A 26025-nucleotide genomic window follows, 5' to 3' on the forward strand; every position below is an offset into this window, starting at 1 on the left:
GGATTTTTGTCGATGCCCAACCGGCCTGACGCATATCATGCATGCGACGCCGCGGCGGTTTCGCATCAACAATTGCTTCACGGGAGAAGACACGCGCCATGACGGGGGAAGCAGCAGCCGGACAGGGTCCAGTCGTTATTGTCGGAGCCGGACATGCCGGCGGATCCGCCGCCGTGGCCCTGCGCCAGGCTGGCTTTGCCGGGCCAATCGCGCTGGTTGGCGACGAACCGCACCTTCCTTACCAGCGCCCGCCCCTGTCGAAAGCCTGGCTGAAGGGCGAGGCGGCGGACAACGCCCTCGCCCTGAAGGGCGACGACTGGTACGCCGCCAACCACATTGACCTGCACCTCGGCGTCACCGCCAGCGCGCTTGATCCGGCGGCCAGGACCGTGACCCTTTCGGATGGAACCGCGCTGGCCTATGGCGCGCTCATCCTCGCCACCGGCGCCCGGGCGCGGCTGCTGCCTGGCATGGCGCAACCTCTGGCAGGCGTGCTGACCCTGCGCAACCGCGCCGACGCTGACGCGCTCCGGCAACGCCTTGGTCCCGGCAAACGCCTCGTCATCATCGGCGCTGGCTATGTGGGGCTCGAAGTAGCCGCATCGGCGCTCGCAGCTGGCGGCGAGGTCACGGTGCTGGAGCGCGAGCCACGGGTTCTCGCCCGGGTCGCCAGCCCGGAGATGTCCGGTTTCTTCAACCGGCTGCACGCCGGGCGGGGCGTGGATCTGCGCACCGGCGTCACTGTCGCGGCTATCGAAGCCCAAGATGGCGTCGTGACCGGCGTGCGCCTCGCCAGCGGGGAAACGCTGCCCTGCAACGCCGTGCTGGTTGGCATCGGCGCCATTCCCAATGTGGAGCTGGCTGTCGCGGCTGGCCTCGCCTGTGACGACGGCGTCATTGTCGATGGCGACGCCCGCACCTCCGATCCGCATATCTTCGCCATCGGCGACGTCACGCGCCGTCCGCTGCCGCTGTATGAGCGCATGACGCGACTGGAAAGCGTCCCCAGCGCCCTGGAGCAGGCCAGGCAGGCGGCAAACGCCATCGTCGGCAAGCCGGCGCCGGCCAGCGAGACGCCGTGGTTCTGGTCAGACCAGTATGAAGTGAAGCTGCAGATCGCCGGATTGCCTTTCGACGCCGACCTGCGGGTGACGCGCGGCGAGCCGGACAGCGGCCATTTCGCCGTATTTCATCTGGGCGCCGGCCGGTTGCTGGCGGTGGAGGCCGCCAATGCGCCGCAGGAGTTCATGGCGGCGAAAATGCTGATCCACCAGCGTAAATCGGTCGACCCAGCGCTGCTGGCGGACACCGCGATCACCATGAAGGACGTCATGGCGGCGGCGCGATAGCAGGTTTCCGGCGAAGCGGACGCCGCTTCGCGTTTCCCTCACGCCTCCACCCAGCCGAAGGAGCGCTCCACCGCCCTGGTCCACCGGCCAAGCAGGCGCGTCCGCTCCTCCGCCGGCATATGCGGCCGGAACACCCGGTCGGCGCGCCAGTTGGCGGCGATGTCCGCCGGCGCGCGCCAGAAGCCGACCGCCAGACCGGCCGCGTAGGCAGCTCCCAACGCCGTCGTTTCTGTGACGGTGGGGAGCACCACCTCGGCGCCCAGCAGGTCGGCCTGGAACTGCATCAGCAGTTCATTCGCCACCATGCCGCCGTCGGCGCGCAGCGAAGTAACGGCGAGACCGGAATCCTCGCGCATCGCCTGCAGCACCTCCCAGGTCTGAAAGGCCGTGGCCTCCAGCGCCGCCCGCGCCAGATGCCCCTTGCCGGCGAACCGGGTCAGGCCAGCGATCACGCCGCGCGCGTCCTCGCGCCAGTGTGGCGCGTAGAGACCGGAAAAGGCCGGAACGAAATAAACGTCGCCGTTGTCGGGCACGCTGCGGGCCAGCGCCTCGACCTCCTCGCTGCGATTGATCAACCCAAGATTGTCGCGCAACCATTGCACGAGGGCGCCGGTGACAGCGATCGAGCCCTCCAGCGCATAGACCGGCGGCTCCTCGCCAAGCCGGTAAGCCACCGTGGTCAACAGCCCCGAGCGGGACTGCACCGGCTGCCCGCCGGTGTTCATCAGCATGAAACAGCCGGTGCCATAGGTGTTTTTGATATCGCCGGGCGCGAGGCACGCCTGCCCGAACAACGCCGCCTGCTGATCGCCCAGGATGCCGGCCAGCGGGATGTCGCGCAGCTCGGGGATATGGGCTTCCGCATACACGGCGCTGGACGAGACGATGCGCGGAAGCACCGCCGCCGGAATATCGAACAGGCGCAGGATGTCCGGGTCCCAGTCCAGCGTCGCAAGGTTCATCAGCTGGGTGCGGCTGGCGTTGGTCACATCGGTGACATGCAGCCCGCCCCCGGGGCCGCCAGTCAGTCGCCACATCAACCAGGCGTCAATGTTGCCGAACAGCAGGTCGCCAGCCTGCGCCCGCGCCCGGGCGCCGGGAACATGATCCAGCAGCCAGCGCAACTTGAGGCCGGAAAAATAGCTGGCGAGCGGGAGCCCTGTCTGGGCCCGCAGCCGGTCCTTGCCGCCATCACGACCATAGGCGGCGACGAGTTCATTGACGCGCGTGTCCTGCCAGACCAAGGCGTTATGCACCGGCTCGCCGGTGTGACGATCCCACAGGACGGTGGTTTCGCGCTGGTTGGTGATGCCGACCGCGGCGAGCTGGTGCAGACTGACGCCCGCCGCGACCAGACCATCGGTGATGACGGCGCGGGTATTGCGCCAGATCTCCAGCGGATCGTGCTCGACCATTCCCGGGCCGGGGTAAATCTGCTCATGTTCGCGCTGCGCCACGCCGACAACGCCGCCGTCCCGGTCGAACACGATGAAACGGCTGCTGGTGGTGCCCTGATCGATGGCGCCCACATAGTCTCGCATGACGGCTGTCCCCTTCCCCGCTGGCTACCCGCGCCAAAACATTTTCGAGAAAAGGGGATTCCACCCCTCGCGCAGAAAATGCCTGAAATCAAAACGATGGAGCAATGCCAGCAAACCGGATTTCACCGGCAATGCTCCAGATAGGCCCTGAGACGCTCCTTGCCTTCCTCTCGCATGGAAAGCCCCAGACGGGTGCGGCGCCACAGGATGTCGTCCACTGTCCGCGCCCATTCCCTGGCGATGAGATAATCAACCTCCGCCGCGTGCAAACCCGCGCCGAAGTGCTCCCCAAAATCGGCCAGTTCACCGCGTCCCGCGAGGATGAGGTCCATGCGCGTCCCGTAAGCGCGCGCCATCCGCGCCACCATCGGCGGCGGCGCAAAGGCATAGCGCGCCTGCTGGCGGCGGATGAATGCGCCCAGCCTGTCCTCGCCGGGCGCCGGGGCGTCGAGGTCGCCGCCTGGCAGAGGCGCTGCTGCCGTCCAGGGCGCGCCCATCCCCGGCAGCCATGGCGCGAGTTTTTCAAGAGCGTGCTCGGCGAGCCGCCGGTAGGTGGTGATCTTGCCGCCAAAAACCGACAGCACAGGCGGCGCATCAGGGGCGCCGTCGACCGCCAGCACGTAGTCGCGCGTCACCGCGCTGGCGCTTGCCGCCGCGTCGTCATAAAGCGGGCGCACGCCGGAGAAACTGGCGACCACGTCCTGGGGACGCACCGGCCGTTTGAAGTATTCACTGACGCAGGCGCAGAGATAGGCGATTTCGCCAGAAGAGATTTCGACCGTGGCCGGGTCGCCTGAAAACGGTTCATCCGTCGTGCCGATCATGGTCAGCCCGCTCCGCCACGGTATGGCGAAGACGATCCGGCCGTCGCCGTTCTGGAAAATGTAAGCGTGATCGCCCTCATAGAGGGCGGGAACCGCGATATGGCTGCCCTTGACCAGGCGCAGATGCTCCGGCCCGGCGACGCCGACGGCCTCATGCAACACGGAAGCGACCCATGGACCAGCCGCGTTGACGAGCGTGCGCGCCCTTACGCTGAAGCGCTCCCCGTCAGCGCGCGCCAGTTGCGCCTCCCAGCCGTCGCTGCGCCGCGTCGCCCCTGCAAGGCGAACGCCGGTCCAGATGCTGGCTCCGCGCTCCGCCGCGTCAACCGCGTTGAGAACAACCAGCCGGCTGTCATCAACGGCGCAGTCGTAATAGGTAAATCCCCTGTCGAACCGCTCCTGCAACGGCGCGCCTTCCGGGCTCGCCCTGAGGCGAACGCCGCGCGCGCCAGGCAGGCTGCTGCGTCCGCCCAGATGATCATAGATGAACAGACCGGCGCGGATCAGCCAGGCGGGCCGCAGTCCTGGTTCATGCGGCAGCACGAAGCGCAGCGGCTGGATGATGTGCGGTGCGATCGCCAGCAGCCGCTCGCGCTCCTGCAACGCCTCCCGCACAAGGCGAAACGCATAATATTCAAGATAACGCAGCCCGCCATGAATCAGCTTGGTGCTGGCCGATGACGTCCACGCGGCCAGATCATCCTGCTCGACAAGCGCGACGCGCAGGCCGCGACCGGCGGCATCCCGGGCGACGCCGCACCCGTTGACGCCGCCGCCGACGATCAGGACATCAAAAACGCCGTCATCGCCGTCTGGCGCCGCGCGCTGTTCCACCACCTGCGCCATACGCCCCGCCGGACACCCTGGAGCAAAATTCCTGTTCAGCCCGAACGAATTTGCCGCCGGTTACGCGAGGCCAGCAAGGAATACCGGCCTCCACACACGTCCCCGAGGTTATACGCGCGCTTTTTAGCTGGCAATGACCCGGGAAACCGTTGTCCAGCGGACGGAACCGCTGTCACTCTTCACGCAACTCTGGATAAACCTCTGGAAAATCTGAAAGACTGTGATCGGACACGCCAGGCGGCCTGATGAAACGGAGGTTATGCTCCGCCCCGACCAGGGACAGGATGACATAGCCGGTCTGTTTCTCACCGATCCGTTCCTGCATGTGGTCCGGAATCACGAACGCCACGGCTGGCGTCCAGAGATGGTCGACGCCAGCGATCGGTTTCCGGCGGCGCTGATGTACGTGGCCGGACGCAACCAGGCGCACATCCGTCCCGGCGAACAGCTCCAGCAGCCGGTCGCGGGCGGCGGGCAGCGCGTAACGGGGGTGAACGGGCGTATCGGCCGGGCTTTCCAGAACCAGCGGCTTGTGCAGGAACAGCACGACCGGTTCGTCCGTGGCCGCTTCGGCGGTCGCCCAGGCGAATTGCGCCGCTTCATCCGGGGTTCCACTGCCGAACAACTGGGCGTTCAGCCCCAGCAACCGCCAGCCGTTCACCGCCACGGACCAGTAGTCGGCTCCGAAAACCGCGCGATACTGGTCCAGCCGGCGCGGGTCGAACTGCGTTTCTGCGGCCCTGTTCGCCTCGCCAGACAGGGGATTGTCGCCAATATCATGGTTGCCGGGCAGGAACAGGACTGGGGCCGGGGCGTGGGCGAACAGTGCTTTTGCCTGCCCGAACTCGGCCGGATCGCGAATGCCGTCCGCCGTTATGTCGCCAAGATGGATAATCAGGTCGCATTGCTCGCGCCGGATATCATCCAGCGTAGCGCGCAGGTTATCGGTGAAGGCGACCGCGCGATCGGCGACGTGCGTGTCGGATATCAAGGCGAGCTTCATGACGGATCCCCCTCCTGGCGCCACCGGACCAACCGTGGTTTGCCGGGCGCGGGAAAAGCGCGCCGCCAGAACGGACGCTACGTTCCGCCGACGTCAGTCAGAGCACCGGAAGCGCATTCCGGCAAACCGGGCGTCACCGGCATGGCTCTGGCGCTGCCATAATCTGCCCGCTGCTGACGACCGTTTTGCGAAGGCTGCGCAAAATCCGTCCTGCCCCGGCAAAACGCCGGATCGGCCCTCCCGGAGCCCCGATGCGGGTATCCTGGCGGACGATCTGGGGCTGGCGCCGCCAGCCAAATGGTTTCGCATGAAGGCGCGGGCCAGGGCTGGCGACCCTGGCGCCGGTTGCCCCCCTCAGGCGTCGAGCCGCACGCCCGCCTCGGCCAGCGCCGCCGGCACAGCCGGGTTCTGCGCCGCCTGGGCGTACTTCTTGCCCAGCGCCGCCAGCGAACGGGCGTGATACTTCTGGGTTTCCTGCGAGAACGGCCCATCCGGCAGTTGCACGGAGAATGTCGCCGCGCCGGCGGCAACGGCGGCGGCGTTGGCCCGGGTCCACGGCAGGAACACGGCGGCGACTTCATCGCGCAACAACGGCGTCAGCGTCGCCTTCAGGCTATCCCAGTTTTCAAAGGCTCCCTCGGCCTTTGGATCAAGCATCCTGGCGATCCAGGCCAGCGTGTTCGGCGCGGTTTCCCGCATGATCGCGCCCGGGGTCGGGTCGGTGGAGCATTCGTACAACTGGGCGAACAGGCCGAAATCGCCAAACGCCGGCCGGGCGCCAAACAGATAGGGCCGGCTGGCGAGGTGCCGCTCAAGAATGGCGAGAACCCGGGCCAGACCGGCCTCGATCAACGCAGCGGTGGCGTCCGACGAGCCAACGAACGACAGGCGCGACACCATGCGCTCCTTGACCCCGGCCACCGCCTTGTCCTTCGCCGCGCCGGCAAGGTCGGGCATGGAGCCGGAGACGATGCGCTCGGCGCCCGACTGGGCGTCGACGTCGCGGCGCCAGCGGTAGTGGAACATGGGCTTGTTGCCCCATTCGTCGCCATACTCCTCCACCAGCGCCGACACGAAGGCGGTGACCGGATCGTCGGGATGGATCGACGGCTGCGGATGCTGCGCTTCCAGCGCCTCGATGATCGGCGTGGAATCCTGCAGGCCCTGCCCTTCCGGCGTGATCAGCAGCGGAATGAGCGGCAGTTTGGCGTATTTCTGGAACTCGTCCTGGCTGGCTGGCCCGCGATTGATCCACGCGTGCGGCAGCTGCTTGTAGCGCAGGTACGAACGCACTTTCACCGAATAGGGCGACAGCTCAGCCCCGATGAGACGATAGCCCATATGTTCCCCCATTGATCCCGGCGTTCGCGCCGGTGTGTCGTTCAATAAGCCGCGCCGGCCACCACCACGTCCTGTGGTTGCCCGCCCGACGCAAAGACGCGGATATTGGCGGCCGCCTTCTCGCCCAGCCGCACCTGCGTGTCGGAATCGGCCCAGGAAATATGCGGGGTCAGACGAATTTTCGGGTGGCTGTAGAAAACGTGACCGGCCGGCAGCGGCTCCGGCTCGGTGACATCGAGCGTGGCGAAGCCGACCGGGCCGTGATCAAGCGCCTCCAGCAGAGCCTCCTGGTCCACGAGGCCGCCGCGCGAAATATTGATCAGGTGCAGGCCAGGCTTCGCCGCCATCAGCGCCTCGCGACTGACAATGCCGCGACTTTCCGGCGTCAGCGGCAGCGCCAGCACCAGATGGTCGCAGGTGGCCGCCAGCCCGGCGACGGAGTCTGCTGGCTCCACCCCGTCCATGGCGACGCCGCCGCGCCGGCGCAGGGCGCTCACCTTCATGCCGAAGGCGCGGGCGCGGGTCGCCACTGCCTCGCCAATGGCCCCGTAGCCGACAAGACCAAGGCGCGCGCCATAGAGGCCGCCAAGCCGGCGCGCCTTCCACTGCTCCGGCCCGGTCACGGCCAGGCGGTCGAATTCCTTGGCGACGGTCAACATCGCCGCCAGGACATATTCACTGATCGGCGGGGCGGCGACGCCACGGCTGGTGGCCACCACCGGGCCATTGAACATCCAGGCCGGATAGCCGTCGATGCCGGCCGAGCCGAGCTGGATGAAGCGCACGTTGCCTGGCCAGCCGGCAGGCTGGTCGGCCGGCGCGCCCACCCAGCATTTTGGCTGGGTGACCACGACGTTCACATCCGGATCCACCAGCCATGGCGGCGTCTGCTGGTCATGCACCCGAACGTCAAGCCCCGACGCGCGCAGGATGCCGGCGAACGCGCTGCCCAGCTGGCAGGCAATGACGGTGGGAGCCGCCCCGACCGGGGCGCTGGCGGCGCTGTTCATGCTGGCGTGTCCCGGCGGGGTGGGGCGGATCAGGCGGTTTCGATGATGGCGATGACGTCGCCTTCTTCGACCGGTTGCTCGATGGCAACGCGGATTTCCTTCACTACGCCGGCCTTTGGCGCCTCGACGGCGATTTCCATCTTCATGGCTTCGAGAATGACGACCGCATCGCCCTCCTCAACGCGCTGGCCTGCCTCGGCGGCGATCTGGAACACGCGACCGGAAATTTCGCTCTTGGCCTCAACGCTGCTCATCTGGGTGCTTCCTCCTGCATGCGCCCTGCTCCGGGCGTCGTTATGTTGCGTCGGCATTTGAAACGTCCCGCAGCGAAATCGCAAGGCCGCGGGACGCAGGCGTCAGGGAAACGGGGCTGCGGCCCGTGCAGGACTGCCAGCCGCAATCCGTTTCGCCGAAGCTGTCTTTGGGGGCGCCCGTCAGATGACGCGGCGCCTCCTGTTCTGGCCTCAGGGCGCCAGCTCGCCAGCAGCGATGCGCTTGCCCAGGGCCCAGCGATGCACCTCGGACGGACCATCGTAGATACGGAACGAACGCACGTCGCGGAAGATGCGCTCCACCATGGTGTCGCGGGTCACGCCAAGGCCGCCGAGAATCTGCATGGAGCGGTCTGCGACGCGATAGATGGCTTCCGAACAGATCACCTTGGCCATCGAGCTTTCATTGCCGCCCTGGGCGCCCTGGTCGAGCAGCCATGCGGCGTGCAGGACGGTGAGGCGCGCCACATGGATGTCCATGAGGTTGTCGGCCAGCATGAACGACACGCCCTCGTGCTCCGCAAGCGGCTTGCCGAAAGCGGTGCGCTTGCGGGCGTAGTCGGCGGCGATGTCGTGGGCGCGCATGGCCGAGCCCAGCCAGCGCATGCAGTGGGTGAGACGCGCCGGAGCCAGACGCACCTGGGCGTAACGCAGGCCCTGGCCCGGCTCGCCGAGGATGGCGCTGGAGGGCACGCGCAGATTGTCGAAGCGGACGACGGCGTGACCGCCGGCGAAGCTGCAATCCAGCGAGTCGAGCGCGCGCTCGATGATAATGCCTGGCGCGTTCATCGGGCTGAGGAACATGGTGGGACGACCGTCGCCCTCACCGCCCTCGATCTTGGCCATGATGATGGCGAACTCGGCGCCTTCTGCGCCGGTGATCAGCCACTTCAGGCCGCTGATGAGGAAATCGTCGCCGTCGCGCTTCGCCACGGCGGCGAGCTGGCGCGGATCGGAGCCGGCGCCCGGGGCCGGTTCGGTCATGCAGAAGCAGGAGCGGGCGACGCCGCTGGCCAGCGGCTTCAGATAACGCTCGCGCTGCTCCGGATTGGCGACCAGCTCCAGCAGATGGATATTGCCCTCGTCCGGCGCGGCGCAATGCAGGGCGACGGGGCCGAGCATTGAATAGCCAGCGGCGATGAAGGTGATGGCGCGGCCGACATGGCCCAGGCCAAGGCCGCCAAACTCGACCGGGGAATGCGGACCGAATACGCCGGCCTGCCTGGCCAGCGCCACAAGTTCGCGGCGCATCTCGTCTGACGGCCCATGCGAGCCCCAGCGCGGATCATTTTCATACGGAATGACCTTTTCGCGCACGAAGGCGCCGATCCGGTCAGCGAGATCGGTGAATTCCTGCGGAATGGCGAAACCAAACTGGCCGGCGAACGGCGCGGCTCCGGCGGGTGCGGACATGAACGGCTCCTCCCTGGGACCTGACGGCATGTAAAGGCGTTGACGCAAGCAGACATGAAAAAGCCGGACAGGCAAGGCCTGACCGGCTTTTTCCGGCTTTTCCCATGGGCAATGCGCTGGAAATTTCTGGCGCCCTATCGCCCGGTCTCGGCCACCCGCGCCCCGGCGCCATTTGTCCTCGTGGTGTCGACGCTCGCCACCACCGAGAGGCCCGATGTGAGACGCTCAAGCTGCGGCTGGTCCGGATCGATGAGTATCCGCACCGGCACGCGCTGGACGATCTTGGTAAAATTGCCGGTGGCGTTGTCAGTTTTCAACACGCTGAACTCGGATGCCGTGGCCGGAGAGAAACTGTCGATGCGCCCCTGGAAACGAAGCCCGCCAAGAGCGTCGACGGTGAAGCTGGCCGGCTGGCCCGCCAGCATGTGGCGCACCTGGGTTTCCTTGAAGTTGGCCACCACCCAGACCTGGTCGGGCGCCAGCCCCATCAGTTGCGTGCCGGCGGCCACATACTGGCCGACGCGCGCGCCCACCTCGCCCACCCGGCCATCGGCGGGCGCAACGATGCGCGTGCTGTCGAGATCAAGGCGCGCCAGCTGCACGGCGGCTTCTGCGCCAGCGACGGCGGCCTCCAGCGACTGCCGGCTGATGCGGGTGGTTTCCTCATCCTGCCGGGCCACGTCCAAAGCCGCTTCACCCTGGCGAACGGCGGCGGCGGACTGGTCGAGGGCGGCGCGGGCGTCGTCCCGCTCCTTTTGCGAGGCAACGCCGCGCTGGACCAGGGCGCTGACCCGGTCCCAGCGCGCCTGGGCCGCCTTGAGGCCGGCCTGGCCGCTGGCGATCTGGGCGGCGGCGGCGCGCACCCGCGCCTCGGCCGTGGCCATCTTCTGCTTCCAGCCGTCGAGCGCCGCCTGCTGCACGGCTGCGTTCGACTGCGCCTGCTCCAGCCTGCGGCGGTAAATATCGGGGTCTATGCGCGCCAGCTCCTGCCCCGCCTTCACCCGCTGGAAATCCTGGACCAGTACGGCGGTGACATAGCCGGAAATACGCGGCGACAGCATCGCCACCTTGCCGCGCACATAGGCGTTGTCGGTGGTTTCAACCGGACTGTGAAACGGCGGCAGCCCCCAGGCGTACAGCGCCAGAACGGCGCCGCTCACGCCGATGAAGACAGCGATCCAGGACGCCAGGTGAGTTTTGAAGGCTGTCATCATGATTCGGTTCCGTCCGCGACGCTAACGTTACGTTTCGCGCGCGCCTGCACGGCAAAGACAATGGTGAGATGGATCACGAGAATCAGGGCTGCGCCCAAGGCCAGAGCGCCGAAACCGCGAAATACGTCGGTGTAAGCAAGCGTCATGGCCTGTTGCTGGGCTTTTTGCGCCAGCAAGCTGTATCCGGCGCCGGGCGTTCCGTTCACCGTCGCCGCGAGTTGCTCCAGCCGCTCGCTCACCAGCGGGTTCGCCATGGTGAGATGCCCATAAACGGCGTCGAGATGGACGCGGGTGCGGATGGCGACCCACGAGGCGGTCACCGCCGACCCCAGGACGCCGCCGAGGCTTTGGGTCGACAGAAACACCATGATGAAGGTGAAGAGGTTCTGTGGACCTTTCGCCAGGGCGGCCTGCAGGCCAATGGCCATGGCCGGGGGCATGAACAACCCCATGCCAAAGCCGATCATCGCCTGGCTCAGATACATCTGCTCAGGGCGGGTCAGCACGGTCGCGTCCGCGTCCATCCAGGAGCCGGCGCCGAACAGCAACAACGCTGCGAGGTGCAGCAGCGGCGCGAAACGCGGCCAGCGCAGCAGGAACACGCAGCTCAGGCCGCCAGCGGCGGTGGCTGCCAGCACGATCAGCCACATGGTCCGCATCTGCTCATTGAGCAGACCAAGGTTCTGGAAGAAGGCGTAAACGCCCGACGACTGCTCCGACGTGATCATGCGGAACACCAGCATGACTCCGGCGAAATGCAGCACGCCGGGGCTGGCGATCCAGCGGAAGTCCAGAAACGGCGCGCTGCGGTTCAGCTCTATCACCGCCGCGCCGGCGCAGCACAGGACGGCCGCGGCGATCATCACGCCGAGAAACGGCGCGTCCGTCCACCAGTAGTAGCGGCCGACCCCAAGCGCCAGGGCGGTCAGGCCGAAGCCGACGGCGATGAGCAGATAGCTGACGATATCCAGCCAATGGATGGCCTTCTCGCGGGGAACCGGCGTCAGCGGCGTCAGCAACACCATCGCGCAGGCGGCCATGGCGGTGGCGGCGGTCAGCAGGTACAGGCCGTGCCAGCCGCCGATTTCAAGCAATGGCGGCGACAGCACCCGCGCCAGCGGCGCGCCAATGGCCTGGGTCGTCAGGGCGACCGACAGCCCCATGGTGAGGCGTTTGTCCGCCGGGACCGCCTCCAGCATGTAGAGAAAGTTGAGCGCCGACAGGGGCGCCGCCGCCACGCCGCTGGCGAATTGCACCAGCATGGCGGTGCGCAGGTCGTCCACGACCAGATGCAACAGCGTGACCAGCACAAAGGCGAGAATGGCGCATTCGGCGAAGCTGCGCAGTCCGAACTGCGCGCGCAGCTTGCGCAGCATCAGCGACAGGCTGGCGTAGGGCGCGATGTAGAGCGCCGTCAGCCAGGCGCCTTCCGTTGGCGTGGCGCCAAGTTGCCCCTGGACCTGCTGCAGGTTGGCTGTGAAGAAATTCTGGCCCATGCCCTGGGCCAGCGCCAGCAACAGGGCGGTAATGGCGCAGGCGTAAGGACGGACGCGCGGCGCCGCAACCCAGGAGGTTGGCGAGGCGAGCCGTGGTCCTGAGGCGGCGGCGTCACTCATTGCGGTCGCCGTCCTCGCCGGCTTTCTCCGCCGTATGGACGCTGGATGAAATCGCCGCCACAGCGCGCAGGACCCGGGTCGCGGCCTCCAGATCGGCGGCGGAAACGTCGCCCAGCACTTCAGCGCGCGTGGCTCCGGCAATGTCCCGCATGCGCGCCGCAGCCCGCTGGCCGGGCCCTGTCAACGCCAGCTCCCGCACCCGCCTGTCGGAGGGGGACACCATCCGGCTGAGCCAGCCGCCCTTTTCCAGCCCATCGAGAATACGGGCCAGCGTTGGCCCCTCAATGCCCAGAATGTCCGCCAGTTCACGCTGGTTCAGCCGCGCCCTGTCATCAAGGATCATCAGCACGCGGGCCCGCGACAGGGTCATGCCCTCAAGGCGAACGCGCGCATCGAACAGCGTGCGGATGCGCCGCTGGGCGAGCGAGAGCGCTTCCATGAAGGCGGCGCGCTGGCGCGGATCGTTCCGGACGGGGGACGGACTATTCATGCCTGCCTAATTGTTAGCATGCTAACTGTTAGTTGGACATTTAAATCCCCGGCGCCGTTTCAGCAATTGTGACAGGGGCATGGAGGCCATGACGGCCGCACATGGCGGCCGGCGCGTCGGCGGAGCACGTCGCACCAGCGTGATCGTGAGTAGGCCTTGCGGCCGGTTCCGCCTATTCCGGGAGGACAGGCGAACGTCGCGCCGGTGATCGCGGACATCCGTCCACAGTCCGGATTTCATATCGCGGCAAAAAACTGCGCCCAGAGATGTGGGAGACGGGCGAAATCCGCCAGCCGGACGATTTTTGCTCGGAACACGCCGCAATCGTCTGCTGCTCTTCCCGGAAGCGACCCGTCTGGCGCGAACACAGGGGATACATGTGAAGCTGCTAAAGAAAGTTATTCTGCCGGCGCTGGCTGGCGTGGTGCTGTCAACCGCCGTGATGGCCGCGGATGTGGTTTATCCGGGGGCCTCTGGCGCCGGTCTCGTCCCACCCGCCGGCATGACCGCTTCCAGGAAGTTCGCGGGCTTCGAGGACGGGGCGACCGGCTCGTCCATCCTGTTCGTCGACATGCCTGCTGAAGCCTGGCCCCAGCTCAAGACCGGCATGACGGCCGAGGCGCTGAAACGCCAGGGCGTCGAACTGTCCGGCCCGCCGCGCGAGGTAAAGCTGCCCGGCGGTGAACCGGCGCTGCTGCTGGTTGGCAAGCAAACCATTCCCGCCGGCGTGTTCCGCAAATGGATCCTTGTGGCGCAAGGCAAGGACGCGACCCTGCTCATCACGGCGCAATCGCCAGAAGCAGCGGCCAGCAAGCTCAGCGACGCGGACGTGGAAAAAGCGCTGCTTGGACTGAAGACGCGCGCCAAGCCATCGGCGGAACAGCAAATGGAAGCGCTGCCCTTCGCCGTGAAGGACAAGGCCGGCTTCCGGCTGGTGAATACGCTGGCCGGTTCAGCCCTGCTGCTGACCGACGGCCCGGAAAACATGGTCAAGAACGCGGCGCAGCCGCTGGTGATCGTCGCTGGCAGCATGGCCGGCGCCCCGCCGGAGGCGCAGCGCAAGCCGTTCGCCAAGGCAGCCTTCAGCTCTGTGGCTGGCGTCAGCGACATCGCTGTGAAGGACGAGAAGACCGAAGCCGACGGCCGCATCGTCATCTCGGGAACCGGCAAGGACGCCGCCTCAGGACAGCCGGTGGCCATTGTTCAGGTGGCGAGCTTCAACAAGGACGGGTTTATCCGCTCGATCCTCGTCACCCGCGAGGCGGACCTGGCGAAGTATCGCGACCGCTTCCTCAAGCTGGCGGCGTCGGCCACGCCGCGATAAGGCATAATCCGGCAAGGCGGGATCCCTTGTCTGCGTGGCCCGCCACGTCAGAAGATCGGGCAAAACCTGGTTCGCATGGGCCGGTTTTGCTTCCGGTGGCGACGGGCGCAAGCTCCTGGCGCCCGCATCGCGCGGGCGTCATGGAAATCGGGCGGGCAGCCGTCCGTCAGAATGACACCGTCACGTGGGCCCGCACGGTCCGGCCCGGCAGCAGCACCTCGTCTTTCTTGAACGAGACACTGTTGCGCATGCGGTCATTGAGCAGATTGTCGCCAACGATGCCGAACACCGCCTCTTTCGCGCCGACGCCATTGGCGGGCAGCTTCACGCGGTAGTTCAGCTCGGCTTTCAGGTTGTTGTAGCCTGGCGTGCGGGTTTCATATTCCGCGACGTCCTTCTGGGCGAAGGCGTGGGTCAGCAGCACCCGGGCGAACAGCGCGTCGCTGCGATAATAGACGCCGCCGCCAAGCCGTTGCTGCGGCAGGCGCGGGACCCAGGCGCCATCGTCGAATTTGGCGCGGACATAATCATAGCGTCCCTCGACGCCGACCGCGCCGTCGCCGAGCTTCGCCAGATCGAACTGGCCAATGAACTCGGCGCCGGTAAACGTGGCGCCCTGCTGTGAATAGACGATCTGGCGCAGTTCGTCGTCATGACCGCAGGACGCAAAGGTATCGCCGCAGTCCACCCCGGTCAGGCGCTTGTAGATGAATCCGGAATATTTGGTGTGATAGACGCTGCCCTCGAAACGAACCGGTCCATCGGCCTTTTTCAGGCTGAACTCGACGGTGCGCGCCCGCTCAATCTTCAGGTTGGGATCGCCGATCTCGAACGTGCCGGAGGCATGGTGCGCGCCGCGCGAGAACAGTTCGGCGGCGGTCGGCGCGCGCTCAACGTATTGCGCGTTCAGCGTGGCGACAATGTTGTGCCACGGCAGCGTGTACTGCACCCCGGCGCTGACGCTTTTCGGCGCGAAATCGCGTGATCGCGGCGACAGGGCGGGCTCGACGCCATCCGGCAGGTAATCGGCCGGGAATTGCGCCGCCGACCCGTCGACATTCACATAGCCCATGCGCCCGGCGAACTGCAGCCGCCAGCTGTCGTTGATTTTCAGTTCCTCGAAAAGGTAGGCGGCGATCGAGCGGGTTTCCGCCGGAGAGATCATGCCGCCTCCCTCGCCCGTGGCGTTCAGCTTCTGGCGGGCGCCGTGCACGCCGAAAGCCCCGCTCCACGTTCCCAACGCCGAGGACCACGGCGTGTGCTGCGCCTCGACGCGCGCCTCCTGCTGGCGGTTGTAGAAAGTTGAGTGCAGCGTCTCGCCGGCCGCCGCCACGGCGCCGCCGCCAAGGTCGTGATTGTGGTCATCATGGCCGTGTACGTCATGATCGTGAGCATCATGGTCATGATCGTCGTGACCGTGGTCGTGGGATTCATGCGCAAGGCCATATTCGCGATGGCGATAGCTGGAGGCGCCGGCCCAGAAACGGATGGCGTCGATCCAGGCGCTGGCTGGCCGGTGCTCGCCCTTGAGCACGATCCGGTCCTCGACCATGTCGATGCGGCTGCGCAGCGCGGCGGATTCACCGCCCGGAATCTGGTAGTTGCTGCTGAGATGCGAGTAGGCGAGGCCGATGAAACCGCTGTCGGTGATCACCGAACCGCCGATGGCGGCGCCGCCGGAATTGACGCCAGAATTGGCCTGACGGCCGTCGGGCGTGGCGTAGTCGCCCGATTTCTGGCGGAAGAAGTCGGCGTGCACCGCAACATTGCCGGCGCCGGCGTTGACCTCTCCCGCCGACGAGTAGCCGCGATTGGACGAACTGACGCCATTCATGATGCGGGCATTGAAGCCGCTGACGACCTTTTCCGGAATCCGGTTGTTGTCGAGGCTGACAACGCCGCCAATGGCCTGCGAGCCGAAGCGCAATGTCGCCGGCCCACGGATGACCTCGATGCGCTCGGCGGTCAACGGATTGACCGGCGCGGCGTGGTCCTCGCCGAGGGCTGAAACGCCCGAAGCGCCAACGCCGTTTTCCTGGATGCTGACGCGAAAATTGTCGAGGCCGCGAATAACCGGCCGGCTGGCGCCGGGCGCGAAGGTCGTGGCGCTGACGCCAGGAATATCGGCGACCGCCTCGCCAAGGCTCTGCGGCTGATTGCGCTCGATGTCGCTGCGCGACACGACCGACACCGGCGCGAACGGGCGCAACGGCACGATCAGCATGCCGGGAACTGGATCCTGACCGGCGCCCGTGTTCTGGCGCGCCGACACAGGCGTGTCGGCGGTCACGTCGATGGTCGGCAGGTCGATGACCTGAGCATTTCCACGTCCCGCCGCGTCCGCCTCTCCGGCCGCCGCCGCCGCGCCAGGGTGACTGGCGACCGACAGGGCCAACAGGGCGACCCCGGCCAGTTTTCCCGCGCGCAAGCGGCGCAGGTTTCTGTCACAAGCGGCTCCGGTTCGCTCCGCCATCATGCGGCCCTGTGCAGGCATGGCCTGAGACTGCCGCGAAACGGCGGAAGCAGCGGGAAACGGAACGTACAATGACATGGCGACCTCTTTATGTAATGTTATTACATAAATTGAACGCGACTCCGTCAACCCGGAAAGCAACAATGTTGCAAGTTTGTCCACAGACGCGGCTGACGCGCACGCTGGCGCCGCATAGCCTGCGGCGCGTCGGGTCCTGTCCTGCGCTGCGAAATTGCCGCCATTACGTCAGTATTATTGACACATCTTGGGGGCTGTGATTGGTACGGACAACGAACAAGCCGAGGTTGTCCCGATGTTTAGCTGGGAGCAGGTCTTCGCCACGCGCGCGTCGCGCATGAAGGCGTCCGAAATCCGTGAATTGCTGAAGCTGCTTGAGCGGCCGGACATCATTTCGTTCGCCGGCGGCATACCGGATCCGGCGCTGTTCCCCAAGGAAGCCTTCGCCGGGGCCTACGCCGACGTGCTTTCCGGCCCTGACGCCGCCGCCGGCCTGCAATATTCGGTGAGCGAGGGCTACGCTCCCCTGCGCGAATGGCTGGTGGGGCAACTGGCCAAACTCGCCATTCCCTGCACCATCGACAATGTTTTCATTGTCTCCGGTTCACAGCAGGGCCTCGACTATTTGGGCAAGCTGTTTCTGTCGCCGAAAGATACGGCGCTGGTCACCCGGCCGACCTATCTGGGCGCATTGCAGGCGTTCAACGCCTATGAACCGACCTATGATGAGCTGAACCTGGGCGGCAACCGCACGCCGGACGCTTACCGCGCGGCCGCGGCGCAGGCCGGCGGCCGCGTCAAGTTCGCCTATCTGTCGGCGGATTTCGCCAACCCCACGGGCGAAACCCTCGATCGCGCCGGCCGCGAGAAACTGCTGGATCTGGCCAGCGAGTTGGACGTTCCCGTGATCGAGGACGCCGCTTACCAGTCACTGCGTTACGAAGGCGAGCCGATTCCGCCCATCATGGCGCTGGACATCGCCCGTTGCGGCGGCGTCGACGCATCGCGGACGATCTATTGCGGCAGCTTTTCCAAGACGCTGGCGCCCGGCCTGCGCGTCGGCTTCATCGTCGCCGCCGCGCCCATCATCCGCAAACTGGTGCTGATGAAGCAGGCGGCGGACCTGCATTCCTCCACCATCAACCAGATGGCCATCGCCCACGTGGCCGGGCAGATTTTCGACAACCAGGTCGCAAAGATCCGCGCGGTTTACCGCGAGCGGCGCGACGCCATGCTCGACGCCCTCGCCCGCCACATGCCGCCCGGCGTGCGCTGGACGCATCCGGAAGGCGGCATGTTCATCTGGATCACCCTGCCCGCCGGCATGGACGGCGCCGCCCTGCTGGCCCGCGCCATTGAGACCGAGAAGGTGGCTTTCGTTCCGGGCCAGGCGTTCCACGCCGATGGCGGCGGCGCCAACACCCTGCGCGTCAGCTTCTCATGCGCTGATCCTGCGACCATCGCCGAAGGCATCTCACGCCTCGGCCGCGTGATCGGACTCGAACGGGTCGCCGCCTGACGCCAGAATATCTGAACTCCAGGGTCCGGATGGACGGGCACCCTGATCCAGGACAGGCCGGGTTCTTTCCCCGGGAGGCGCCCCGACAGCACAACAACAAAACCCCCGGCCTTGCGGTCGGGGGTTTTTTGGTTTTCGGGATCCAGCCTCTTCTGGAGGCAGGGCGCGGAGACCGCGCCCTGATTGCGTCACGCCGACGGCTTTGGCGTCTCTGGCGCATCCGGCGCCGGGTGCGGAGCGTGCACCGGCGATTCACCGTGCAGCACCGGCGGCCTGGTGCGGAACAGCGTCAACACGAAGACGAAGAACGCCGGCACGAAGATCACCGCCAGGATGGTGGCCGAGATCATGCCGCCCACCACGCCGGTGCCGATGGCGTTCTGGCTCGCCGCGCTGGGGCCGGTGGCGATGGCCAGCGGCACCACGCCCAGCGTGAACGCCAGCGAGGTCATGATGATCGGCCGGAAGCGCAGCCGGCACGCCTCGATCGCCGCGTCGCGCAGGCTCATGCCGTCGGCATAGAGATCCTTCGCGAATTCGATGATCAGGATGGCGTTCTTCGCCGACAGGCCGATGATCGCCAGCAGACCCACCTTGAAGTAGAGGTCGTTCGGCAACCCGCGCAGCATCACGGCGAGGATACAGCCGATCACGCCCAGCGGCACGACGAGCATCACCGACAGCGGGATCGACCAGCTCTCGTACAGCGCCGCCAACAGCAGGAACACGAACAGGATGCTCATGGCGAACAGGATCGGCGCCTGCGAACCCGAGGAAATTTCCTCAAGCGTCTGGCCGGTCCATTCGTAGCCGATGCCCTGCGGCATGGTCGCGGCGATGCGCTCCATCTCGGCGATCGCCGCGCCGGACGAATACCCGGGCGCCGGAGCGCCGGAAATGCGAACCGACGGATAGCCATTGTAGCCGACGATCTGCTGCGGCCCCTTGATCCACTGCAACTTGGCGAAGGAGGAGATCGGCACCATGCCGCCACTGGCGTTGCGCACGTTCAGGTTCAGCAGATCCTCGCCCTGAAGGCGGCTGGCCGCGTCCGACTGGATGATCACGCGCTGCATGCGGCCATTGTTGGGGAAGTCGTTGATGTACGACGAACCCAGATTGGCCGTGATGGTGGCGTTGATGTCAGCGAAGCTGACGCCGAAGGTGTTGGCCTTCTCACGGTCGATGATCACCATGAGCTGGGCCGCGTCCGGCAGTCCCTCGGTGCGCAGGCCGGTGAGGATCGGGCTTTTGGCCGCCTCCGCCATCAGCTTCTGCGTCGCGCCCGCCAACGCCGTCTGTCCCAGCCCGCCGCGGTCCTGCAGGCGGAAGGTGAAGCCGGCCGAGTTGCCGAAGCCCTGGATGGGCGGCGGCGACAGGGCGAACGACATCACGTCGCTGATCCCGAACATCTTCATGTTCATGCGGTTGGCGATGTCCTGGGCCGCGTTGCCGGCGCCACGCTCGCCCCAGTCCTTCAGGGTGATGAACATGATGGCGGCGTTCTGGCCGGCGCCCGAGAAGCTGAAGCCGCGCACCGCGACCATGTTGGCCACTGCGGTCTCCGTCCGGGCGATCTGCTCGATCTTCTCGATCGCCTGCAGGGTCCGGTTGGAGCTGGCTTCCGGCGGGGTCTGGATGTCGACGATGATATAGCCCTGGTCCTCGTTCGGAATGAACGAGGTCGGCAGGCGCATGAACAGCCAGCCCGTGCCGACGAGCAGCGCGAGGAAGATGATCATCAGCCGGCCCGCCCGCGAGGTCGCGCCCGTGACCATGCCGGCGTAACGACGGGTGGTGCGGTCGAAGAAGCGGTTGAACGCCCCAAAGAAGCCGCGCTTCTCTTCGCCATGGCCGTGCACCGGCTTCAGGAAGGTGGCGCACAGGGCCGGCGTCAGCGACAGGGCGAGGAAGGCCGAGAACAGGATCGACACCACCATCGTCAGGCTGAACTGCCGGTAGATCACGCCCGTCGCGCCCGGGAAGAACGCCATGGGAACGAACACGGCGGCCAGCACCAGGGTGATGCCGATAATGGCGCCAGAGATCTGGCTCATGGCCTTCTGCGTCGCCTTCAGCGGCGACAGCCCCTCCTCCGCCATGATGCGTTCGACGTTCTCGACCACGACAATGGCGTCGTCGACGAGGATGCCGATAGCGAGAACCATGGCGAACATGGTGAGCACGTTGATGGAGAACCCTGAGCCCAGCATCACCGCCAGCGTGCCCAGCAGCGCCACCGGCACCACCAGCGCCGGAATGACCGTGTAGCGGAAGTTCTGCAGGAACAGGAACATCACGAGTAAGACGAGGCCCACCGCTTCCAGCAGGGTGTGCACCACCTTCTCGATCGAAGCCTCGACGAACGGGCTGGTGTTGTATGGGATCGAATACTCGATGCCCTTGGGGAAGAAGCGGGCAAGCTCGCTCATCTTGGTTTCGATGGCGTTGGAGGTCGCCACCGCGTTGCCGCTCTCGGAGAGCTGGACGGCGATGGCGGCGCTGGGCTTGCCGTTGAGGCGGGTGGCGAAATTGTAGCTTTCGCTGCCGACCTCGACGCGCGCCACGTCGCGCATCCGCACGGTTGAACCATCCGGGTTGGCGCGCAGCACGATATTGCCGAATTCGTCTGGCGAGCTGAGCTGCCCCTTCACCAGCACCGTCGCGGTGATCTGCTGGTTGATCGGGTTGGGGTCGGCGCCGATCTTGCCCGCGGCCACCTGGGCGTTCTGGGCCCGGATGGCGTTGGTGATGTCGTCCGTCGAAATGTTCAGACCCAGCATCTTGTCCGGGTCGATCCAGATGCGCATCGAGCGCGGCGCGGCGAACAGCTGCGCCCGGCCGACGCCCGGGATGCGGCGGATTTCGCCGAGCACGTTGCGATTGAGATAATCGCCCAGGCCCACGTCATCCATGGTGCCGTCTGTCGACGTCAACGAAATGATCAGCAGAAAGCCGGCGCCGCTCTCCTCGGTGGTGATGCCCTGCTGCACGACCGTCGCCGGCAGCCGCGGCTGCACGCGCCGGATGGCGTTCTGGGCGTTGACGGAGGCAATGTCGATATTGGAGCCGGTGCGGAACGTCGCGGTGATCTCAACCTGGCCGGTCGCGTCCGAAGTGGACTCGAAATAGGCCAGATTCTTCACGCCGTTGAGTTCGTCTTCGATCTGTTTCGTCACGCCCTGATAGATCTCGGACGGCGAAGCGCCCGGATACATCGTGGAGATCGACAGCTGCGGCGGCGCCACCCTCGGATATTGGGCGATCGGCAGGAATGGCAGCGCGATCAGGCCGGCGATGGCGATGAAAAACGCCACGACCCATGCAAAAATGGGTCGTATAATGAAAAATTGCGCCATCTCCCGTCCTCAGTTCTTTTTGCCGTCGGGCGTGGGGGCGGCCTTGGGATCCGTGTCGCCCGCCCCGGAGGGCTTCGCTGTGGCGGACTTTGCGCCCACCGGACCGCCCCAGGGCTGGGGAACCACCTTGGCTCCAGGAGCCATCTTCTGGAATCCCTCGACAATGATCCGGTCGCCCGGCTGCAGGCCGCCGCGCACCAGCCAGCGGTCGCCGGTCACCTGGCCAAGTTCGATCTGCCGGGTCTGGGCAACGTCGCCCTCGCCGAGAACATAGACCTGCGCCGCGCCGCTGGCGTCACGCATCACGGCCTGCTGCGGAATGGCGATCGCCTGATCCACCCGGCCCTGCTCGATGCGCACCCGCACATACAGGCCCGGCAACAGCTCATTCTTCGGGTTGGGGAATTCAGCGCGCAGCGTGATCTGGCCCGTGGTGGCGTCCACGGACGCCTCGGAGAACAGCAGCTTGCCCTTGTGAGCATAGCTCTCGCCATCATCGAACAGCAGCTGGACGGCGGCGGCGTCCGGGGTGACCCTGGCGATATTGCCGGCGGCCAGATCCTGACGCAAACGCCGCACCTCGGTCGATGACTGGGTGAAGTCGGCGTAAACCGGATCCAGCTGCTGGATAACCGCGAGCGGCCGGATTTCTCCGGTGGTGACCAGCGCGCCTTCCGTCACCAGCGCGCGGCCAATGCGGCCGCTGATCGGGGCCCGCACCTCGGTGTAGTCGAGGTTGACCGTGGCCTGGTCGAGCCCGGCCTGGGCAGCCGCGACCTCGGCCTCCGCCTGGGCAAGATTGGCGACGGCCACGTCAAATTCCTGCGCCGAGCTCACATTGCGCTTTTGCAGCTCTTTCTGGCGGTCGGCTTTCTGCTGCGCCAACACCCTGGCCGCCTTGGCGCGCTCCAGATTCGCCTTCGCGCTGGCGACCGCCACGCGGAACAGGGTCGGATCAATGCGATACAGCACGTCCCCTTCCTTGACGATCGTGCCCTGCTGGAAGACGCGCTCCTGCAGGATGCCGCTGACGCGCGGCCGCACTTCTGCGGTGCGGACGGCGGCGATGCGCCCTGGCAGATCGCGGGTCAACGGCACGGCTTCGCGTGAAATGGTCATGACCTGCACGACAGCCGGCGGCATGGCGTGCTGGGCGAAGGCGACCGTTGGCAAACCCAACAGGGCTACGGTGGAGAATCCCGCCGCGGCGACTGGCGCGGACAAGGCCATGGCGAACCAGGCGGGAGCTTTTCTGGAAGAGTTTCGCATTGGGGCCATATCCGTCACAGATCGTCAAAAAGGGCGTTCGGCATCCGGGTCATTTTTCCGATTCCGGAAAAAATCTGATCCCGGACCTCCGGAGAAAAGTCACAAAAATCGAAGCAGGTCAGGCTGAGATAACCCTGAAGCGCCAGAAACGCCATGAGTGGCCCCAGCTCCGCAGCCGTCTCGCCATCGCCAAGAAAGGCCTTCTGGTCCTTGCCGACAAAGTCACGAATGCGCATCCGCACCGAGTCATCCGCCGCCATGGCGAGGCAGATTGTCATGACCGAAGCGCGGTCCTGCGTGTCCGGCATGGTGGCCGCAAAACGGATGCGGCCGACCAGTTCCGGATTGGCGACGTCCGGCGCGTCCGCCGCAGCTTCGATGCAATCCTGCAAACGCCGGTCGTCGGTCTCCATCTGCCGGGCGACGAGGGCGCCAATCAGCGCGTGCTTGGTCTTGAAATCGTAGAGAACCGTGGCCTTGCTGACGCCAGCCTCTTCCGCCACCGCGCTGATGGTCAGATTGACGGCTCCATCGCGCTGGATCACGCGTTCGGCCGCGTCAAGCACAGCGTCACAGCCTATGATGCGTTTCCGACCCATGAGCAGCGTCCATTCATTTCCAACCGGACGGTTAATATTGACGCCGCAAAAATCCGTCAAACAAAACCGGCAGCATCTGCGCGGAATTGCACACGATCAAAGCTCAGAATGTGCGCAAGCGCACGTCAGGACACCCCGATGGCGTCCGTGACGGTATTTTGACCGGAGAACGCGCACTTGCGTCGCATTTGCCTGGTTTTTCCCGACATCCGTCCTAAAATGCGTAGCGCGCGCCGACCCGGACCGTGCGTCCCGTGCCTGGATAGAACACCGCAAGACCGCTCGCCGGCGCCGTGGCCGCATTGGCGATGGTCGATACATCCGACACATGGCGACGGTCGGCGAGGTTGCGGGCGTCGATGAAAAAGCTCAGGCCCTCGTCCGCTTCCAGCCCGGCTTCGAGATTGAGCAGCACATAACCCGGCGTTTTCAGCGTGTTGGCGTAGTCAGCCCATGCGCCGGCCGGAACCCAGTCAATCGACGGCGTCACGTAGAAGCCGTCAAGGCGCCGCCATGACAGCGACGTGCGCAGGACGTGCTCTGGCGCCCCGGCGAGACGGTTGTCGCCATAGACCGGATCGCGGTCGAAACGGAAATCATTCCATGTCCAGGCCTGGCGCAGAACGAGCCGCGAACCGCCCGCGTCAACGCCAAGCGCCTGGAACAGCTCCATGCTGGCGGCCAGTTCGACGCCCTGATGCATCGTGCGCGGCGCGTTGAAGACATTGGCCGGAACCGACGGGTTCACTGTGTAGGCCAGCAGTTCGTCGCGGATCGCCGAGCGGTAGTAGGTCGCCTCCCACGTCACCGGTCCCAGGGAGCCACGCGAGCCAGCCTCGACCGTCCAGGCTTTCTGGGCGCGCAGGGGCGTGAACGCGGTGGTTCCGGCAAACGTCTGGGTCAGGTCGGTGAAATCCGGCGCATCGACGCTCCGCGTCAGGTTGGCGAACAACTGCACGTCCGGCGTGATGCGCCAGAGCACGCCGATTTTCGGGTTAACGCCGGCATAACGGGCGCTGTCGTCCCGGGCTGCCCAGGCCGGACGCAGCGACGCGTTGTAGGACTGGTTGTACTCCCGCAGGCTGTTGAACGCCTTGACGCCCGCGACGAGCGCCAGCTCCCGCGTCAGCCACAGATTGTTTTCCGCCCATGCCTCAAGATTCATGGCGTCCTGAACGCCGCTGACTGTCAGGGCCCCGCGTCGCCCGGCCAGGTTCACATACTGTTTCGCATCGGTCGAACCGCCCGACAGTCGCGCGCCGACCACCAGCTCATTGTCAAAGCCGCCCAGGCTAAAGCGTTGCGCGTAGCGGGGCGAGACACCCCAGTTCCAGCCGTCCTGGGCAAGAACCTGGAAGATCGGATGATCGAGCGTTTTGCGGATCGCCCATGTCGACAGATCAAGCTGGCCGGCGTCGAGTTGCACCGTGGTGGTGTTGGCGATGCGGAAGGCCCGCTCCTCTCGCGACTGATTGCCGGTCACCGCCGCCAGCGACGCTTTGCGGGGCGCATGCAGGGCGTCGAACAGCAGCAGTGAACCAGGCAGTTTCTGGCGCGTGTCGAAATAGCCGATGAAGAACCGCGTCTCGACCCGATCGCTGATTTTCCAGCCAAGATTGGCGTTGAACTGGCGGTAGATGCTGGCGGAATGATCGCGATAGCCGTCCGAATTGGTCCACGAGCCGCTGACCAGCATGTCGACCGGGCCGGAAACCTTCGAAACCCTCAGGTGCTCGCGCACGAAGCCGTCGGCCCCCACGTCAAGGCGCGCCTGGTTTGGCGTGCGCACGGTGCGCGCCGTCTCGCTGATGACATTGACCGCGCCGCCCAGCATGGTGGAGCCGAAAGCGAGCGCATTGCCGCCCCGCCAGACCTCGACAGCCCGGGCCGACAGCGGATCGGTCTGGTATAGCGAGCCGCTGCCGTCAGCATTGTTGACCGGAACGCCGTCCTGCAACGCCTCAACGCCGCGCAAGTGATAGCCGCGCGCCAGCCCCGAGCCCCGGATCGACAGGCGTTGCTCCTGGCCGTAGCGCTCACCGGTCTGGACGCCAGGCGTGTCCTTCAGCATGTCGCGCATGGTGAGGGCGGACCGGCCGGCGAAGCTCCGGGCGTCGACAAAGCTCACGGCGGCAGGCCTGCGGGCCATGGCGGCGGCGAGCTCCCGGTTGCCGGGAGCTGTCAGGGACTCCTGCCCGGCTCCGCTGACGTCAATCTGGGGCAGTTCAATCACGGGGGCCTCCGGCGCCGCGGGCTGGGCCAGAACAGGCTGGCCGCATGGCGCCGGGCTGATCGCCAGAATGGCGGCGGAGGCCAGCAGGCCCACGCGCCCGCCGGTCGCGGCGCGCCACGGATCATTGCGAAAAAGGTTCATCGATCTGCTACCCGCGCCCTGTGGCGCATCATCGTCTGGCGCCGCCGCCTCCCGGCTGCCCGGACCCGGGCGGCGCGACGAAGACGCGCGGTCACGCCCTTGCGGGGCGGAAACCTCAGCCAGCGACTGGAAACGGAAATGGCGCGAGCCTCACAGGCGGCGCCAGCGTGC

Annotated in this window: 18 protein-coding genes; 3 read left to right on the forward strand and 15 right to left on the reverse strand. The window is 66.2% G+C overall.

Features of this window, described 5'->3' with window-relative positions; translation table 11 throughout:
- Positions 1 to 98 precede the first annotated feature (98 nt).
- Entirely contained in the window at positions 99 to 1349 is a 1251-nt protein-coding gene (locus IE243_RS10795) for an NAD(P)/FAD-dependent oxidoreductase (protein WP_191319408.1), read from the forward strand.
- Positions 1350 to 1387: 38 nt separating this feature from the next.
- Here the strand turns inward: IE243_RS10795 and glpK are convergent, their stop codons facing one another.
- From glpK to IE243_RS10845, 10 genes are all read right to left on the reverse strand, one after another.
- A complete protein-coding gene (gene glpK / locus IE243_RS10800) occupies positions 1388 to 2890 on the reverse strand; it encodes a glycerol kinase GlpK (RefSeq protein WP_191319409.1) in 1503 nt (500 codons plus the stop codon).
- A gap of 122 nt (positions 2891 to 3012) precedes the next feature.
- Positions 3013 to 4560 carry a glycerol-3-phosphate dehydrogenase gene (gene glpD / locus IE243_RS10805; RefSeq protein WP_191319410.1) on the reverse strand — a complete coding sequence of 516 codons (1548 nt, stop codon included), beginning with the start codon at positions 4558 to 4560 and terminating at the stop codon, positions 3013 to 3015.
- Positions 4561 to 4732: 172 nt separating this feature from the next.
- Positions 4733 to 5563, reverse strand: a complete 831-nt coding sequence (locus tag IE243_RS10810) for a metallophosphoesterase family protein (protein ID WP_191319411.1) — start codon at positions 5561 to 5563, stop codon at positions 4733 to 4735.
- Between the two features lie 354 nt (positions 5564 to 5917).
- A complete protein-coding gene (locus tag IE243_RS10815; RefSeq protein ID WP_191319412.1) occupies positions 5918 to 6904 on the reverse strand; it encodes a glutathione S-transferase family protein in 987 nt (328 codons plus the stop codon).
- A gap of 41 nt (positions 6905 to 6945) precedes the next feature.
- Entirely contained in the window at positions 6946 to 7914 is a 969-nt protein-coding gene (locus IE243_RS10820; protein WP_191319413.1) for an NAD(P)-dependent oxidoreductase, read from the reverse strand.
- Positions 7915 to 7943: 29 nt separating this feature from the next.
- Positions 7944 to 8168, reverse strand: a complete 225-nt coding sequence (locus tag IE243_RS10825; protein WP_191319414.1) for an acyl-CoA carboxylase biotin carboxyl carrier protein subunit — start codon at positions 8166 to 8168, stop codon at positions 7944 to 7946.
- A gap of 210 nt (positions 8169 to 8378) precedes the next feature.
- Positions 8379 to 9599 carry an acyl-CoA dehydrogenase family protein gene (locus tag IE243_RS10830; RefSeq protein WP_191319415.1) on the reverse strand — a complete coding sequence of 407 codons (1221 nt, stop codon included), beginning with the start codon at positions 9597 to 9599 and terminating at the stop codon, positions 8379 to 8381.
- 134 nt (positions 9600 to 9733) lie between these two features.
- Complete coding sequence (locus IE243_RS10835) at positions 9734 to 10810, reverse strand: HlyD family secretion protein (RefSeq protein ID WP_373301660.1); 1077 nt, start codon at positions 10808 to 10810, stop codon at positions 9734 to 9736.
- Complete coding sequence (locus IE243_RS10840) at positions 10810 to 12429, reverse strand: MFS transporter (RefSeq protein WP_191319417.1); 1620 nt, start codon at positions 12427 to 12429, stop codon at positions 10810 to 10812. The genes IE243_RS10835 and IE243_RS10840 overlap by 1 nt, the downstream gene beginning before the upstream one ends.
- Positions 12422 to 12919: a MarR family winged helix-turn-helix transcriptional regulator gene (locus tag IE243_RS10845; RefSeq protein ID WP_191319418.1), complete on the reverse strand. Its 498-nt coding sequence runs from the start codon at positions 12917 to 12919 to the stop codon at positions 12422 to 12424. Before IE243_RS10845 ends, IE243_RS10840 begins: the two co-directional genes overlap by 8 nt.
- A 379-nt stretch (positions 12920 to 13298) precedes the next feature.
- Between IE243_RS10845 and IE243_RS10850 the strand changes: the two genes are divergently transcribed.
- Positions 13299 to 14243, forward strand: coding sequence for a hypothetical protein (locus tag IE243_RS10850; RefSeq protein ID WP_191319419.1), 945 nt, complete (start codon positions 13299 to 13301; stop codon positions 14241 to 14243).
- Positions 14244 to 14409: 166 nt separating this feature from the next.
- On the opposite strand, the gene IE243_RS10855 is transcribed toward IE243_RS10850, so the two are convergent.
- Complete coding sequence (locus tag IE243_RS10855) at positions 14410 to 16737, reverse strand: TonB-dependent receptor (RefSeq protein WP_244643068.1); 2328 nt, start codon at positions 16735 to 16737, stop codon at positions 14410 to 14412.
- Between the two features lie 292 nt (positions 16738 to 17029).
- On the opposite strand from IE243_RS10855, the gene IE243_RS10860 reads away from it, so the two are divergent.
- Positions 17030 to 18253, forward strand: coding sequence for an aminotransferase-like domain-containing protein (locus tag IE243_RS10860; RefSeq protein WP_191319420.1), 1224 nt, complete (start codon positions 17030 to 17032; stop codon positions 18251 to 18253).
- A gap of 188 nt (positions 18254 to 18441) precedes the next feature.
- Here the strand turns inward: IE243_RS10860 and IE243_RS10865 are convergent, their stop codons facing one another.
- The 4 genes from IE243_RS10865 to IE243_RS10880 form a co-directional block, all read right to left on the reverse strand.
- The gene (locus IE243_RS10865) at positions 18442 to 21612 is read right to left on the reverse strand and encodes a multidrug efflux RND transporter permease subunit (protein WP_191319421.1); all 3171 of its coding nucleotides are present in this window, start codon (positions 21610 to 21612) and stop codon (positions 18442 to 18444) included.
- Between the two features lie 9 nt (positions 21613 to 21621).
- Complete coding sequence (locus tag IE243_RS10870) at positions 21622 to 22881, reverse strand: efflux RND transporter periplasmic adaptor subunit (protein WP_244643070.1); 1260 nt, start codon at positions 22879 to 22881, stop codon at positions 21622 to 21624.
- A gap of 14 nt (positions 22882 to 22895) precedes the next feature.
- The gene (locus IE243_RS10875) at positions 22896 to 23480 is read right to left on the reverse strand and encodes a TetR/AcrR family transcriptional regulator (protein ID WP_191319422.1); all 585 of its coding nucleotides are present in this window, start codon (positions 23478 to 23480) and stop codon (positions 22896 to 22898) included.
- 214 nt (positions 23481 to 23694) lie between these two features.
- Positions 23695 to 25854 (reverse strand): TonB-dependent receptor family protein, encoded by a 2160-nt coding sequence (locus IE243_RS10880; RefSeq protein WP_191319423.1) that lies wholly within the window; start codon positions 25852 to 25854, stop codon positions 23695 to 23697.
- Between the last annotated feature and the right edge of the window lie 171 nt (positions 25855 to 26025).

This window comes from Camelimonas fluminis (assembly GCF_014656355.1).
GTDB classification, from domain to species: Bacteria; Pseudomonadota; Alphaproteobacteria; order Rhizobiales; family Beijerinckiaceae; genus Camelimonas; species Camelimonas fluminis.